The organism is Corynebacterium sp. HMSC067D03 (assembly GCF_001811185.1).
GTDB lineage: Bacteria > Actinomycetota > Actinomycetes > Mycobacteriales > Mycobacteriaceae > Corynebacterium > Corynebacterium coyleae.
In genome coordinates this window covers 14718-29607 of record NZ_KV803790.1, presented here as the reverse complement: position 1 = coordinate 29607, position 14890 = coordinate 14718, and the positions used below count along the sequence as shown (strand labels likewise).

Genomic DNA, 14890 nt, shown 5'->3' with positions numbered 1-14890 from the left:
CGTCGATAAGCACTTAGGCTCAATGCTTCTTCCGGAAGCGAAACTTTTATCCTGACACTATGCGGCTCGATTCAAATCGTCTGGTCATCGCATTGTCTGCCACTGCGATTGGCCTCTACAACTGCGGCGTCACGCTTTCGGAGTCTCATAACGCGTCCGTCGTCTCGCTCATCTACGCGAGCATCGCGCCTTTTGCCGCCTCGTATGCGCCAGCGCCTGGCCAGCCGGCATCACCAACGACCTGGATGACGATAGGTTTAATCCTCTCACTCCTTGTCACCTTCGGAGCAGTCATTTCTGCCCTACTAGGAATATCGCGTATCGGGTGGGCGAGAGCAACGAGCAAGCGCCGCCGAGGAGGTCCAGTGGTGATCGGCTCCTCCGAGGAAGCAAACAGCATCGTCCGCTCAGTCCTTGACCAAGAAAGGGAGCTCCCCGTTCATATCTTGGAGAAGGGAAACCCAACAGCCAAAGGCACGCTTGGCTTAGGGTACAAACAGCATCTGAGCGATGATCGGCTCGTTGCTCAAACTGTCAAACATGCTTCCCACGTGATCATCGCTGCCGAAAATGACATCGAAACAGCTCGCCTGAGTTCTGAGGCGCAGGACCTCCGTCACGCACAATGCGGTGAGACGGTATCAATATTCCAGCTTCTTCGGTCCCCCGAGTTAGCAACCTCAGCACGCTTTACCCACATCGCTCAACGACGACCTGTTGAAGCATTTCATCCAGCCGACCTCACAGTTCGCGCAATCACAGACAAAATACTCCACCTGCTGACCACACTCGATGCTCACACTGTTGAGGTCAAGCAATGCGGCCCGGGAGATGAAAAGCGTGAGTTGGACGCGTGGATTCACAATTACAACCGGTTCGCTAAAGAGCTGGAAGTTCAACAGATTGTGAGCCCTCAGGTAGAGGGCCTGGCAGATATGGTTGTCCTCGTCGGCGATCCAGTCCACGTCGCTGCTCAGATCCCCTCCCTCAGGAAACGTCGAGCGATTATTGCGGTGACTGACCACATACTGCAGGGTCTTGTCTGGAACGATGCCGAAGCCGGAACAGTTCTGGAAGTTATTGACCCACAAAAGGTTGGGTTGAGCATCGACGCCATCCGCGATTCCGCCTTCTCCGTCTGGGGCTGGGCATTCGACATCGCCTACACGTCGCTTTATGGCCCGCCATCCCCATCGCAGAAGCTTTCTCACGACGACATCCTGAAGGCACGACAAACTTCTGAAGCAGCCGCTCGGGCCATGGTTGAAAACCTACGTCTACACGGTTTTCAGCTTGTGAAGGACGGCTACGGGTGGGAAGAGCATCCCTCGGAACAGGAGATCACCTCGATGGCGGAAGCCGAGCACGATGATTGGATGCTCAAGCGCACATGGATTGATAGCAACGGAACCGAGCGTCGCGCATCCTATGACTACAGCAAGGAACCTCCTGCTCGGAAACCCTCATATAAACCGTTCGCAGAGCTCGACTCGCACACCCAGGATTACAACCACAAGATCGTGAAAGTTGTGTACCCCGCCCTGGCGGGAATGTTCGGTTACGGCATTTCTAGGATCTCGTAGGCCTCGGAAAACTCCGCATCTGGCACTGGCCAACACTCTCCTGTTACGCCACGGACCACCCAATCACCTGCGTGTGCGTGAGCCTCTCCCTCCAGCGTGGGGATCATAGCGTCCTCTTCGAGTCGGCGGGCTTGGACCCTTCCCGTTTTCCTGTATTCACCCGGCGCGACCTGACTGTATGACCTGTCGAAAACCCCAGACGCAACTGTCCATGTTCGTGTCCCGTCAGTGACCTCCCAGTCCCCCGCCTTTGCGTGAAGGACGCTGCCAGTGGAAGTCCGCCACTGCGCGTCTTTGTCCAAGCGTCGGGCCCTAACCTTGCGGATCGGTTTATACCATGCAGCATGCGCGAGATGCTGGTCAAGGCGCTCTTGGGACCATTTTTTCATGCAGGCGATATTAGCGGGTTGAGCGAAAACCAAGCGGTCGTCGGCCTCCTAATATGCTCCGGTTGGCGCATAATGAGTGTTCAAACACTGACTGCGCTAAGGGGCCTCATGCTCAACATTCCTGTTTTTGTGTCATCGACCTTTCGCGATTTCCATACGGAACGTGACATTCTCAACGGTCCCGTAAGTGACCGGCTCAACGAATCTTTGCGCCGATTCGGCGCAAAGATGCACTTTATTGACCTGCGCTGGGGAGTCGACACCAACGACATGGATGAAGAAGCGGCTGGGCGCAAGGTATTAGACGTATGCCTTGACGAAGTCGATCGCGCGGCCCCGCTCTTCCTCGGGCTCATCGGAGACCGCTACGGTTGGATTTCAGACGACAAGTCTCTCCTCGAATGGACGGCACAGCGCGTTGGACTCGACCCCGAGAGGTCTCGCGAGTGTTCTATCACCGAGTTGGAATTCGCCAAAGCTGGTCTTTGGGACGCAGATGATACAACCACACCGTTCATCCTTTTCCGGCAGGTCGAAGGCACCCCACCGCACGGCTGGGCCGACTCAGACCCAACCCGAATTTCTGACTTCAAAGACGAGGTATCTCAACGATGGGGCAATGCGGAGACGGTGAAACGCTACTCCGTTGCCTTCGACCAGAATGGTCAGTGGCCCACTGCTTCAATGCAGCACTTCGAGGATCTTGCGGTCAGTCTGCTTGAACCGCAGCTTCTGGAGCGAGCCCGCAGCATCCCGCGCGACGGTACCGCGGAGGAGGTCCTGTTTCGAGGTTCCCGCACTCGTAATTTTGGGTCAGAGGAACTGCTCAAATCGATCGATTTTTTCCTCCGCATCGATTCGCCTGTCGTGGTTTATGGCGAGTCCGGCGCGGGTAAGTCCTCACTTCTGTTGGCACTCGAGAAGTATTTGGCGGCCTCCGGAGAATCTATATCCGGCAAGTTGCCCATCACCGTCATTATGGGGCTGGACGACCGCATTTGGACGGGGGACGAGCTCGCATTCGAGATTACGCGATGCATAAACGCAACCTTGGGCCTGTCGCTTTTCGACGATTGGCGGGGCTCTCCCGAAACTTGGCGCCCGCGCTGGAGGCAAGAAATGGAAAAGGTTGTAGCTGAGTATCCTGATCTGCTTTTCATCGTCGACGGTTTAGAGCAGCTTGTGGATGGAGCCGGCGGATTCTGGCCAGTGGAATGGCTCTCGTCTCGCACCGCGTTGGCTGTATCTTCTTCCTCGCGCTCGGACGTCACTCTGTTGAAGAACTCCGATTTCAAAGAAGTCTTGGTTGGGCCAGTACCAGCCAACATTGCGCGAGAATTCGTAGAGGACTGGGAGCGCAGAATTAGGCGCGAGATCGGAGGCGGCGCTCGCCAGATCATCGCTTCCAAGCAACGCTTCCCTCTTTGGATAGAACTTGCGTTGGATCTACTTCTCGATATCGATGGTGATGATTTCAAGTCCATCGAGGATGAACCTGATCAAGCCAGCGCAATCCAAAACATGCTTGCAGACCGCGCGTGGCTCATCCCCGATGACCTGCCAAGCGCTGCCCACCACTTTTTGGAAACCTCCATCGCATCTACCGATCGTGCCCTCGCCCGCGCTGCAGTAGGTCTCTTGGGTGCTTCTCGGATCGGGCTTTCGCAAGAACAAACCGTCAACGCGCTGCGCGACGCTGGCTTCACAACAAATACTGAGATCTCGGTCGCCCGACTTTTCCGTTCTTTGGCGAATCAACTAACTCCAAATGGGCCGGAGAAACGGATGCGCTTTACGTACCGAGTATTTAGCGAGGCCGCGGAGAGTTTTGGTTCACCGCTCACACATTCTCTACTCATGCGCATTTACGAAACCGATCTGCGCAACAGTGTCGAGACCACCCCAAAGTATGCGGCGCTCGAAAGCGAGGATTATTACGACATTGAGCATCAGTGGAAGAACCAGCGCAAACTCGCGGAGGCGTTCCTGTTCCACCTCTTTTCATCGCCTGCTCCCAAGGGTCCTCAAAATCTAGAGAGCATTCCGTTGGCGCTCGACTGCCTTCCGCAAACCACAGTGTACGACGCAGCAATTGTGACCAACTTGCTTCACTTGCCCTACGCAATCGAACACCTTCAGCATCTGCGTACGGCCGGTGCATCATTCGAAGCGCTGCGGACGCTCTTAGCGGCTGCTGATCTTTCCCCCGACCCTCGGGTACAAACAAGTGTGGCCTCAATTTGTTTTGAGGTATTGAACGACTTCCCTGTCACGGCGAAAACGGTTTTATTGCGCTGCCAAGCTCTCACGATTGCCGCTTCACACACCGAAGATGTGGAGGAAGCTCGCCTACTGCTGTACCTGGCGTTTAAGAATATCGACCCCCTGTACGACGCCGAGCCAAATCGTGTTTTACCTGCTGTTTTCTACTCTCGAGCCCAACGTGAGATGGCACTTCTGGATGCAAAGGCGGGAGACACCAAATCAGCACTCGAGCTGCTATTTAGCTGCCAAGACATGCTTGTCCCTGCGCTCCAAGCCAGGGATCCTAGAGCCATCGAAGAAGCGATACGCGTGCTCCTTCAGATCGCAGATATCCATGGATCTACAAACAATGGGCTTGTGATCCCCACCTTGGATGAAGCCATGGAGATCGCTGCCATCCTGGTTGACGGCGGCGACGGGCCAGCTGTTTCCTTCGCATTGGCAGCGGAAGCCACGGCGATAAGAGCACAGTTTGTCCGGAAGCTTTTTCCGAATATGGCCCCGCCGGTGGAGCTGCTCGAGGATGCTGTCAACCAATTCGTCGTCGCAACGCAGAAGGTTCCCTTCGGCGCCAAATACTCAACCGACATACTTCGGACCAGCATCGAACTAGCGAATATTTACATCGAGATGCAGAAAGAAATGGACGCTTTCCTACGGCTTCGCGCTTCGGTGGTGGCGCTTGTCCCCTTCCTCAACTCCGCCCCGCCGGCCGGCTGGAACGAGTTGGCTAAGGTATTTGCTCTTCTTCTTGAGCTCTGTGAGAGCGCCCAGTCAAGGGAGGTTCGCGTCGGGGCAGCAAGGTTTGTTCGCGTCCATACCCCTCGAGTGCTTGCGGAAGCATCAAGCGTTAACCTGCCTGAGGCGTTCGCCATTGCAAATGCTGCGCATCACGCACTGCTGATCGGTCTCTCCCAAGCCGAAAACCTAGAAGCAAGGCTCCGCTTCATGGAGGCACTTACCGATATTGCAAAGTGGATCGCACAAACACACCCCGACGCTCAATGCCAGCTCAACTACAGCTACTCGTTGAGGAAGCTCTACGAGCACTACGCACGTGTTGGCCGTCGTGAAAAAGCCAGGGCAACCCTTGATACCGTGCGCAAACGGGACATAGGTTTGGCCGAGCTTCCGGAGGATGGGCAGGCGCTTTCTCAAACGTCGCAGGTGTTGACCCAGTACTGCACCGCGCTCGTGTCAGAGTATGACAGTCCCGATGCGACGGTACCGCGCTTTGCCCATACGGTTGTGCTTGCAGCACCACTGATCCTTCGTGGGGTTCCTGAATCTCTCCGCCAGGAGTTTGCTTCCGCCGTGCACGATTCTTGTGTCACCCTGCTGCAAACTGACAGCGGTACACCCGAGCAGCGCAGCATGTGGGAAGCGATGAAGGAAATCGCAGAGCAGATGTAGACATGGCGGTGCTTCCCGGCATTCCTCAGTGCACGCAAGCTTGAGTTGCGCGGCTGGCTAAAACAAAGCAAACGCAAAAACGGGCTCAGCATCACGCTGAGCCCGTTTCTTGTTATTCAACCAGGATTAGTGGTCGACCGGAGCCTCCACACCAACACCGGTGAGGGAGCGAACTTCCATTTCGGCCTGAAGTTCGTCGAAGTTGTCCGGCTTGCCCAGGAAGGTGCCGATAAGGCCACCCAGGAAGCCGAGCGGGATGGACACGAGGCCCGGGCTGGTCAGCGGGAAGATGGACCAGTCGGCGTCCGGGAACATCGCGGTCGGGCTGCCGGAGACCGCCGGCGACAGGGCGATCAGCACCAGCGCGGAGATCAGGCCGGTGTAGATCGACGCAACCGCGCCGGTGGTGTTGAAGCGCTTCCAGTACAGGGAGTACAGGATGGTCGGCAGGTTTGCGGATGCCGCGATCGCGAACGCGAGGGACACCAGGAAGGCCACGTTCTGCTGCATCGCCAGGATGCCCAGGACGATGGAGACGATGCCGAGCACCACCACGGTGATGCGGGAGACGCGGACCTGCTCATCCTCGGTGGCCTGGCCGTCGCGAAGCACTGCGTTGTACACGTCGTGCGCGATGGATGCGGAGGCGGTAATCGCCAGGCCTGCCACCACGGCAAGCACCGTTGCGAAGGCAACCGCGGAGATCAGCGCCATGAAGATGGAGCCACCGAGCTCGAATGCGAGCAGCGGTGCCGCGGCGTTCGCGCCACCAGGTGCGGCAAGGATGCGGTCCGGGCCGACGAATGCTGCAGCAGCGTAGCCGAGCACCAGGGTCAGCAGGTAGAACGAACCGATGAGAACGATTGCCCAGGTCACGGACTTGCGGGCTTCCTTGGCCGTCGGCACCGTGTAGAAGCGCATGAGCACGTGTGGCAGACCCGCGGTACCAAGCACCAGGGAAAGACCCAGCGACAGGAAGTCGAGCTTCGAGGTGGTGGTCGCACCGTACTTCAGGCCCGGCTTGAGGAGATCCTCGGCCTGGTAGCCCTTCTCCGCGATGTACTGGGACGCGGCGTGGGTGTCGATCGCCTGGTTGAGCACCGCATTCATGCCACCCTTGGCCATGATGAAGGCGAGGATCGACATGATCAGCACGCCGGCGATGAGCAGCACGGCCTTGATCATCTGCACGTAGGTGGTGCCCTTCATGCCGCCGATGAGGACGTAGGCGATCATGATCACGCCGACGATGGCAACACAGATTGCCTGTGCGGCGAAGGAGTGCAGGTCCAGCAGCACGGACACCAGCGAGCCGGCGCCGGCCATCTGTGCGATGAGGTAGAACAGCGACACGAACAGGGTGCCGAAAGCTGCGGCCACACGCACCGGCTTCTGGCGGAGGCGGAACGACAGCACGTCCGCCATGGTGAAGCGGCCGACGTTTCGCAGCGGCTCGGCGACCAGCAGCAGGGCGACCAGCCATGCGACGAAGAAGCCGATGGAGTAAAGGAAGCCGTCGTAACCGCTCAGCGCGATGGAGCCGACGATGCCCAGGAAGGACGCGGCGGACAGGTAGTCGCCGGCGATGGCGAGGCCGTTCTGGGTGCCGCTGAAGGATGCGCCGCCGGTGTAGAAGTCGGCGGATTCGCTGGTGGTTTTGCCAGCGCGGGTCACAATGAAGAGGGTGACCACGATGAACGCGCCGAAGATGGCGATGTTCAGCAGAGGGTTGCCGGTGGCGGTGCTTTCAGCCGCTGTGGCGTTGATGTACGTCTGCATGGCTTAGCCCTCCATTTCCTGGCGAATGTGCGCTGCACGGGGTTCGATGTTCTTGTTTGCCCACTTCACGTAGACCCAGGTGATCAGGAATGTGGTCAAGAACTGTGCAAGTCCGAGCCACAGTCCAAGGTTGAGGCCTAGGAAGGGCCGCGCCATGACATCGGGCGCGAAGGTAGCAAAGACGACATAGAAGACGTACCAGAGGAACGCCGCAATCATCACCGGGAAGGTGAAGCCACGGAATGTTCCACGCAGATCTTGGAATTCGGGGCTCTGTTGCATTGCCACAAACTCGTCTGGCGTGGGCTCGCGGCGCTGCGGGACAGCGGGGGAACCTGTCATTGCCTCGATCCTTTCTTGTTCACGGGATTGGGTCTTGCCTTGCCGACAATTCGCGATTCTCGACTCAACAATGTGGAGTGTAACGTATCACACACTCACGGAGACTTGTTTAAATCCTCTCACCCCTACCCCTACCCCCGAAAAGTCACGCTTTTCGTTGCGACGAGAAAAGCCCGCCCGGCCGCTTCCACGGCCGAACGGGCTCAAATCCACTCCCAGGAAAACCTTTATCCCGGGAACGTCAGGGGATCCCCTGACATACGCTCCCCTTGCACCGCATCGAGGGTGGCAACATCTTCGTCGGTGAGCTTCACATTTACCGCGCCGAGATTTTCGACGAGGCGCTGCGGGTTCTTCGTCTTCGGCACCACAGAGCAGCCAAGCTTCATCAGGTATGCCAAGCACACCTGCGCAGGTGTGGCCTCATGGGCATCCGCGACGGCCCGGATGGCCGGGTCGTCAAAATTCTTGCCGCGGGCGATCGGCGCCCACGCCTCGGTGAGGATGTCGTGCTCCTCGTGGTAAGCACGCAGCTCCGGCTGGGTGAAACCAGCGTGCAGCTCCACCTGGTTCAGCACCGGCGTGATGCCGGTGGCGTTGATGATGTCGTCGAGAACCTCCGGGTAGAAGTTCGCGACACCCACCGACTGGAGCCGGCCCATCCCCTGCAGTTCAGCGAGCTGCTCAAACGCCTTGACGTACGTGCCGTTCTGCGGCCACGGCCAGTGCACGAGGTAAAGGTCGAGGAACTCCAGGTCGAGGCGCTCGAGGGACTCGTTGTACGCCTGGAGGGCGCGCTCCTGATCGTCATTCCACAGCTTGGTGGTAATGAACAGTTCCTCGCGCGTGACGTCGCCCGCCTTAATCGCGTCGTTGATGGCCTTGCCCACCTGCACCTCGTTGTCGTAAAACGACGCGGTGTCGATGTGGCGGTAGCCCAGCTCGATCGCGGTGCGCACGGTCCGCTCCACGTCCTCGCCCTGGAGCTTGTAGGTGCCCAGGCCAAGCAGCGGGAGATCGTAGCCGTCGTTGAGCGTAGTTACCGGGATTCGCATGCGCTTTCCCCTAACGGGCGTCGAGCAGGTCGATAATGAAGATCAGGGTGCGGCCAGACAGCGGATGGCCGCCACCTGCCGGGCCGTATGCCTTCTCCGGCGGGATGGTGAGCTGACGGCGGCCGCCAACCTTCATGCCCGGGATGCCTTCCTGCCAGCCTGCGATGAGGCCCGCGAGCGGGAACTCGGCTGCTTCTCCGCGGTCCCAGGAAGAGTCGAACTCTTCGCCGGTTTCGTAATCGACACCCAAGTAGTGGACTTTGACGAAGCCGCCAGCCACCGCTTCTTCGCCCTCGCCGACGGTGATGTCCTGGATAACCAGATCAGCTGGTGCCGGCCCCTCGGGGGCTTCAATGAATGGCTTTTCCATTTCCATGAGTGAGAATCTCCTTGAGGTTTGTACGGTCGGCATTAAAAAACCGCCGGGAACTTCCCCCGCGAATTATAGGGGACGTGTTCCTCGGCGGTTGAAACGTTTGGTTAGCGCTGGTCGCGCGGGACGAAGTCGCGCTTCTGGTAACCGGTGTAGATCTGACGCGGGCGGTTGATCTTGGTGTTCATTTCAAGCTGCTCGCGGTACTGTGCGATCCAGCCCGGCAGGCGGCCGATGGCGAACAGGACGGTGAAGAAGTCCGTCGGGAAGCCCATGGCGCGGTAGATCAGGCCGGTGTAGAAGTCGACGTTCGGGTAGAGCTTGCGCTGGATGAAGTACTCGTCGTTCAGCGCGATCTCCTCAAGCTTCATCGCCAGGTCGAGCAGTTCGTCGCCACCCAGGTGCTCGAGCACCTCGTGTGCGGTGTCCTTGACGATAGCCGCGCGCGGGTCGTAGTTCTTGTACACGCGGTGGCCGAAGCCCATGAGGCGGACGCCCTTTTCCTTGTTCTTCACGCGGTTCATGAAGTCGGTTGCGTCGCCACCGTGGTTGTTCTTGATGTCCTCGAGCATCTCGAGCACCGCCTGGTTTGCGCCGCCGTGCAGCGGGCCGGCCAGGGCGTTAATGCCGCCTGCGATGGAGACGAACATGTTCGCCTGTGCCGAGGCGATCATGCGCACCGTGGAGGTGGAACAGTTCTGCTCGTGGTCGGCGTGCAGGATGAGGAGCTTGTCCAGGGCCTTCGTCAGGACCGGATCGACGTGGTAGTCCTCGGTCGGGTAGCCGAACATCATGCGCATGAAGTTCTCGCGCGGGTTCAGGGAGTTGTCCGGGTACATGTACGGCTTACCGCGGGATGCACGGTAGGCGTATGCGGCGAGCATGGGCACCTTAGCCATGAGGCGCACGGTTGCCTTGTCCAGCTGCTCTTCGTCGAGCGGGTTGAGCTGGTCCTGGTAGTAGGCGGAGAGAATGTTGACCGAGGAGGCAAGGACGGCCATCGGGTGCGCGTTGCGCGGGAAGATGTTGAACGCGGCCTTGAAGTCTTCGTCGAGCAGCGTGTGGTGGCGCAGGTCGGAGTTGAAGTTGTCCAGCTCGTCGGTGGTCGGCAGCTCGCCGTTGATCAGCAGGTAGGACACCTCGTTGAAGGTGGCGTTTTCTGCCAGGTCTGCGATGTCGTAGCCGCGGTAGCGCAGGATGCCCTCTGCACCGTCGATGTAGGTGATCTTGGACTCGGTGGAGCCGGTGGAGACGTAGCCCGGGTCGAAGGTGACCAGGCCAGTTTCACCGAGGAGGTTCCCCAGCACGACACCGTCATTGCCTTCGGTGGCGCGCATGATGTCCATTTCATACTCGCCGCCCGGGTAGTGGAGTACGGCCTTGTCCTTGTTCTCAGTAGCCACTGGTTTCCCTTTCCTACGTTGGGTGTTGCTCTCGTTTTTCGGGCAACCTTTTTACGTAACGCACTCTAGCAAATATTGTGATGCGTCCGACAATGCTGCGATTGTCCTGGATGTACCACATATTTTTATGGCGTCATTGGTCGTATTGGGATGGTATCGCTTTGCGCCGTCGGGTGTCTTGGGGCTGGTTGCCTGATGTGGGCACGTGCGTCCGATAGGCTTAGTTTTCGTATTGCCAGGCGGAAGGAGTCCTATGCGCGAGCTTGTTTTCTTGGAAGACGAGTCGACGGAGACGTTTTTTGTGCTCCGCGACGAGGAGGGTGTGCGCTATCAGCTTGCCCGTGAGGAGCTTGCGCCGTTGCTTATCGACGACTCCCCCGCCCCGGAAGAACCAGCCACCGATACCGAGGTGACTGAGGAAGAGCAGCCTGCGCAACCGGTGGCACCCGCCCCGGAGCCGCGCCCACTGCCGGAGCCGGATCCGCTCTACGCCACCCCGTTGTCGATGCGTCCGAACGAGATCCAGGCACGCATCCGCGCCGGCGCGACCGCCGCGGAGTTGGCAGAAGAGATGGGTGTGGCCGAAAGCCGCCTCGAGTCCTATGCCCACCCGGTACTGCTTGAGCGCGCCCAGGTTGCGGAGGCTGCGAAGCAGTCCCACCCGGTGCGCGAGGACGGCCCGGCGAAGCAGACGTTGTTGGAGATCCTGGCTACCTCCTTTGCTGCCCGTGGTCACTCGATTTCGGATGCGGAGTGGGATGCCACCCGCGAGCAGGGCGACACCTGGGTTGTGCGCGTTACCTGGCAGGCGGGCCTGACGGAGAATGAGGCCCTGTGGTCGTTTAAGCGCTCCATGGGCGCCGCGGCCCAGACTGAGGCGCGCAACGCTATGGCTGCGGATCTGACCGATCCGGATTTCGCCCAGCCGGTGCGCTCGCTGTCTGCGGTGCGTTCCTTGCACGGCGAGCAGGATGAGGCTGCGCCGGCCGCGCCCGTCGAAATCCTTCAGGATGCACCCGCCGAGGAGGGCGAGGTGCTCGAGGGTGATTTCCTGCGCCACCCGGATGAGGAGGAGCAGCCACAGAAGCGTCGTCGCAAGTCGGTGACGCCCCACTGGGAGGACGTGCTGCTCGGCGTACGGACCAACACGAAGCGTCCGAAGCGGTAAGCCATGAGTTTCAACGCCGTTGTCACGTTGTGGTTTGTCAACACTGCTGAACCTGCGGAGGTATTGCGCCGCGAGCCGAAGGCCGACCGCGGGTTTGGCCGAAAGCTGCTGGCTCAGGTGAATCCGGCGTGGCCAATCACGCCGATTGGGTCGTTTCCGTTGAACCGCTCGTCGGTGCCTGGCCGCGACGAGTTTTATATTGCGGGCTTCCCGGGGATTTCGGTGGTGCGCATGCGTGTGGACGTCACCGAGTTGTCCTCCCCTACCCAATGGCACACCGCGCTTCCGGCGGCGGACGTGTTCGTTATCGCGCTGGGTACGGATAGCGACTTTGGCGGCTTCGCCCACTTCAATGGCGAGAAGGTGTCGCGCAGTTTCTGCGCCACCCGCACCAGTGTTATCGAAGACATCGGCCTACCCGAGCCGTTTGAGGCCCCCTACTGGGCGGGCGAGAAGGCGGAACAAGCAGGCGGGATCGCGCTGCCGTTTGAGCCGAAGGACCTTGCGCTTGCCGCCGAGGAAGCCTGGCTGGGTGCGGAGATCGGCCAGAACGGCCCGGACATCAACGTGGTGGGCTACGCCGTGGACGGCCGGCCTGAGCCGAAGATTGAGGAGCCGAAGCCGGCCACCAAGTCGGTCAACGAGGTCGCAGCGAAGTTCGCGGAGCGCGATAAAGTTTACGACGACTACGAGGCCGAACAGGAAAAGCAAGAGGGCGACGAGTTCGCCGAGCTGGCGGACGCGTCCGTCGCCGCTGCGAAGCGCATCGGCCGGGGTGTACGTCGTCGCGCTGTGGAGTGGGCGGCTGCGTTAAAGGAGCGCATCCGCCACATCGACCGCTAGCCCGGTTAGCGCATGCGCTCGTAGAACGCGATCGCGGCCGAGGTGGCCACGTTCAGCGAATCGGTGCCCGGCGCCATCGGAATCTTGGCGCGCACGTCGGTAGCACGCATGGCGTGCGGGGTCAGCCCCGGGCCTTCCCCACCAACAAGGAAGGCAACTTTGTCGTGGCCCTGGATGGCATCTTTAAGTTCGACGGCGTCGTCAGCGGGGGTCAGTGAAATGAGCCACCAGCCGTCGTCGTGAAGTTCGGCGAGCGAGCGCTGCCACGTCGTCGGGGTGCCCTCCAGGTGCGCGAACGGGGTGCGCAGCACGTGCCCCATGGACACGCGCACACTGCGCCGGTAGAGCGGGTCAGCGGTCGCCGCCCCGAAAAGCACGCCGTCGACCCCCATGCCGGCGGCGTTGCGGAAGATGGACCCGATGTTTTCGTGGTCGCCGACCCCTTCCAGGATCACCAAGGTGCGCGCCCCTTCGAGCACCTCGGAAACGGTGAGCGGCTCCGGCTTATCGGCGGAGACCAACAGGCCGCGGTGCATGTCGTATCCGGCAACCTCCCCCATGATCTGGCGGGTGATCTCGTACACCGGGATGCCGCGGCGCGACAACTCCTCGCCGTAGTCGGCCATGAACGACTCAAGCCGTCCCCCGAAGCCGAACACGGCGCGCACCGGAAAGCGCGACTCGACCAGCCGGCCAGCCACCAGCGGGCCTTCGGCGAAGACAAGGTTTTTCTCCTTGTCGGAGTGCTTCAGGTCGCGGATGTCGTCGAGACGGGGGTCGAGGGGGTCGTCGATACGCAATTGCATTTAGCCGAGTGCTGCCATGATCGGGCCCTGCGCGAAGTACACGACGAACAGGGCGGAGATGAGCCACATGATCCAGTGGATGTCCTTCGCCTTGCCGGCGAACAGGGACAGCAGCGCAAACGAGATGAAGCCGACGCCGATGCCGTTGGCGATGGAGTAGGTCAGCGGCATGGTGACGATGGTCAAGAATGCCGGCAGCGCGACCGAGAAGTCGTTCCACTTGATCTGGCCGACCTGCATCATCATGAGCGCACCGACGACAACGAGTACCGGTGCCGCGGCTTCGATGGGCACGACCTCGTAGAGCGGGGTGAAGAACATTGCGAGCAGGAACAGCACGCCGGTGACCACGTTGGCCAGGCCGGTGCGTGCGCCGTCGGCGATGCCTGCCGAGGAGTCCACGAACACCGTGTTCGACGACGCCGAAGCGCCACCACCCACGACTGCGCCGAAGCCTTCGACAACCAGGGCACGCTTCATGTCGGGCAGGACGCCGTCATCAGCGGCGAGGCCAGCCTGACGGCCAAGGGCGGTCATGGTGCCCATGGCGTCGAAGAAGTTGGCCAGCACCAGGGTAAACACGAGCAGCGACGCGGAAATGACGCCGATGTTGATAAACGCACCAAACAGGTCGATGTTGCCCACGATGGACAGATCCGGGATGCCGCCGAAGGAATCCGGCAGCTCCGGCACGGCCAAGCTCCACCCCTGCGGGTTGTCTGCGGACGAGCCGGAACCCGTGATCGCCTCCACAATCATGGCAACAATCGTGGTCAGGATGATGCCGATGAACAGGCCACCACGCACGTTGCGCACAACCATGAAGCCACAGATGAACAGGCCGATGATGAACACGAAGGTCGGCCAGGATGCGATCGAGCCGCCGGTGCCCAGCTGGACCGGAACGGTAGTCATGGCGGCATCCGGGATGCGGCGGACAAAGCCGGCATCTACAAGGCCGATGGTGGCGATGAACATGCCGATACCGACACTCATAGCCACCTTCATCGAATCCGGAATAGCGTTAAACACGGCGGTGCGGAAACCGGAGATGGCCAGCAGCACGATAATGATGCCGTCGATAACCACCAGGCCCATCGCTTCCGCCCAGGTCAGCCCCTGCTGGCCCACCATCGTCACGGCGACGAGCGTGTTAATACCCAAGCCGGCGGCGATGCCGAAGGGGTACTTGGCAACCAGGCCGAACAAGATACACATCACGCCAGCAGCCAAAGCGGTGGCGGCCGCTACCTGCGGGATGCCCAGCACGGTGCCCTCGCGGTCGGGGCTGGTGCCGATGATCAGCGGGTTGAGTAGCACGATGTATGCCATCGCGAAGAAGGTCACTACCCCGGCACGCACTTCGGTGCCCACCGTGGATCCGCGCTCTGTGATGTGGAAGAAGGCGTCCAGCCCGCCGCGCGGCTGCGGCTGGTCCTTATTCATTTTTGCTCCCGTGGTCGTACTCACG

11 protein-coding genes are annotated in these 14890 nt (G+C 60.2%); 4 read left to right on the top strand and 7 right to left on the bottom strand.

All coding sequences use genetic code 11. The features are described 5' to 3' along the window. The first annotated feature begins 59 nt into the window (after nt 1-59). Together HMPREF2785_RS02685 and HMPREF2785_RS02680 are read left to right on the top strand one after the other, a co-directional pair. Complete coding sequence (locus HMPREF2785_RS02685; protein WP_070570962.1) at nt 60-1583, top strand: hypothetical protein; 1524 nt, start codon at nt 60-62, stop codon at nt 1581-1583. Nucleotides 1584-1927: 344 nt separating this feature from the next. Then, entirely contained in the window at nt 1928-5650 is a 3723-nt protein-coding gene (locus HMPREF2785_RS02680) for a DUF4062 domain-containing protein (RefSeq protein ID WP_083308829.1), read from the top strand. Between the two features lie 126 nt (nt 5651-5776). On the opposite strand, the gene HMPREF2785_RS02675 is transcribed toward HMPREF2785_RS02680, so the two are convergent. The 5 genes from HMPREF2785_RS02675 to HMPREF2785_RS02655 all read right to left on the bottom strand — a co-directional run bounded on the left by HMPREF2785_RS02675 (nt 5777) and on the right by HMPREF2785_RS02655 (nt 10602). Continuing rightward, a complete protein-coding gene (locus tag HMPREF2785_RS02675; protein WP_070421456.1) occupies nt 5777-7429 on the bottom strand; it encodes a solute symporter family protein in 1653 nt (550 codons plus the stop codon). A 3-nt stretch (nt 7430-7432) separates the two neighbouring features. Then, nucleotides 7433-7771, bottom strand: a complete 339-nt coding sequence (locus HMPREF2785_RS02670) for a DUF485 domain-containing protein (RefSeq protein ID WP_070421457.1) — start codon at nt 7769-7771, stop codon at nt 7433-7435. A 227-nt stretch (nt 7772-7998) separates the two neighbouring features. Beyond that, nucleotides 7999-8826: an aldo/keto reductase gene (locus tag HMPREF2785_RS02665; protein WP_070570965.1), complete on the bottom strand. Its 828-nt coding sequence runs from the start codon at nt 8824-8826 to the stop codon at nt 7999-8001. Between the two features lie 10 nt (nt 8827-8836). After that, nucleotides 8837-9196, bottom strand: a complete 360-nt coding sequence (locus HMPREF2785_RS02660; protein WP_070451706.1) for an FKBP-type peptidyl-prolyl cis-trans isomerase — start codon at nt 9194-9196, stop codon at nt 8837-8839. Nucleotides 9197-9306: 110 nt separating this feature from the next. After that, on the bottom strand, nt 9307-10602 hold the full coding sequence (locus HMPREF2785_RS02655) for a citrate synthase (protein WP_083279316.1): 1296 nt from the start codon (nt 10600-10602) through the stop codon (nt 9307-9309). A 253-nt stretch (nt 10603-10855) separates the two neighbouring features. Here HMPREF2785_RS02655 and sepH point away from each other — a divergent pair, with 253 nt between their 5' ends. Beyond that, on the top strand, nt 10856-11770 hold the full coding sequence (gene sepH, locus HMPREF2785_RS02650; RefSeq protein ID WP_070483724.1) for a septation protein SepH: 915 nt from the start codon (nt 10856-10858) through the stop codon (nt 11768-11770). 3 nt (nt 11771-11773) lie between these two features. Then, the gene (locus HMPREF2785_RS02645; protein ID WP_070614198.1) at nt 11774-12613 is read left to right on the top strand and encodes a DUF6928 family protein; all 840 of its coding nucleotides are present in this window, start codon (nt 11774-11776) and stop codon (nt 12611-12613) included. 5 nt (nt 12614-12618) lie between these two features. On the opposite strand, the gene HMPREF2785_RS02640 is transcribed toward HMPREF2785_RS02645, so the two are convergent. Together HMPREF2785_RS02640 and HMPREF2785_RS02635 are read right to left on the bottom strand one after the other, a co-directional pair. Further along, nucleotides 12619-13419 carry a TrmH family RNA methyltransferase gene (locus tag HMPREF2785_RS02640; RefSeq protein WP_070421461.1) on the bottom strand — a complete coding sequence of 267 codons (801 nt, stop codon included), beginning with the start codon at nt 13417-13419 and terminating at the stop codon, nt 12619-12621. Beyond that, nucleotides 13420-14865, bottom strand: coding sequence for an NCS2 family permease (locus HMPREF2785_RS02635; protein ID WP_070614197.1), 1446 nt, complete (start codon nt 14863-14865; stop codon nt 13420-13422). Nucleotides 14866-14890: the final 25 nt, after the last annotated feature.

Bases quoted from the DNA above. Each gene is read 5' to 3' on its own strand.
- HMPREF2785_RS02680 (WP_083308829.1), top strand. From the start codon at position 1,928: ATGCGCGAGATGCTGGTCAAGGCGCTCTTGGGACCATTTTTTCATGCA.
- HMPREF2785_RS02640 (WP_070421461.1), bottom strand. From the start codon at position 13,419: ATGCAATTGCGTATCGACGACCCCCTCGACCCCCGTCTCGACGACATC.
- HMPREF2785_RS02645 (WP_070614198.1), top strand. From the start codon at position 11,774: ATGAGTTTCAACGCCGTTGTCACGTTGTGGTTTGTCAACACTGCTGAA.
- HMPREF2785_RS02660 (WP_070451706.1), bottom strand. From the start codon at position 9,196: ATGGAAAAGCCATTCATTGAAGCCCCCGAGGGGCCGGCACCAGCTGAT.
- sepH (WP_070483724.1), top strand. From the start codon at position 10,856: ATGCGCGAGCTTGTTTTCTTGGAAGACGAGTCGACGGAGACGTTTTTT.
- HMPREF2785_RS02665 (WP_070570965.1), bottom strand. From the start codon at position 8,826: ATGCGAATCCCGGTAACTACGCTCAACGACGGCTACGATCTCCCGCTG.
- HMPREF2785_RS02675 (WP_070421456.1), bottom strand. From the start codon at position 7,429: ATGCAGACGTACATCAACGCCACAGCGGCTGAAAGCACCGCCACCGGC.
- HMPREF2785_RS02635 (WP_070614197.1), bottom strand. From the start codon at position 14,865: ATGAATAAGGACCAGCCGCAGCCGCGCGGCGGGCTGGACGCCTTCTTC.
- HMPREF2785_RS02670 (WP_070421457.1), bottom strand. From the start codon at position 7,771: ATGACAGGTTCCCCCGCTGTCCCGCAGCGCCGCGAGCCCACGCCAGAC.
- HMPREF2785_RS02685 (WP_070570962.1), top strand. From the start codon at position 60: ATGCGGCTCGATTCAAATCGTCTGGTCATCGCATTGTCTGCCACTGCG.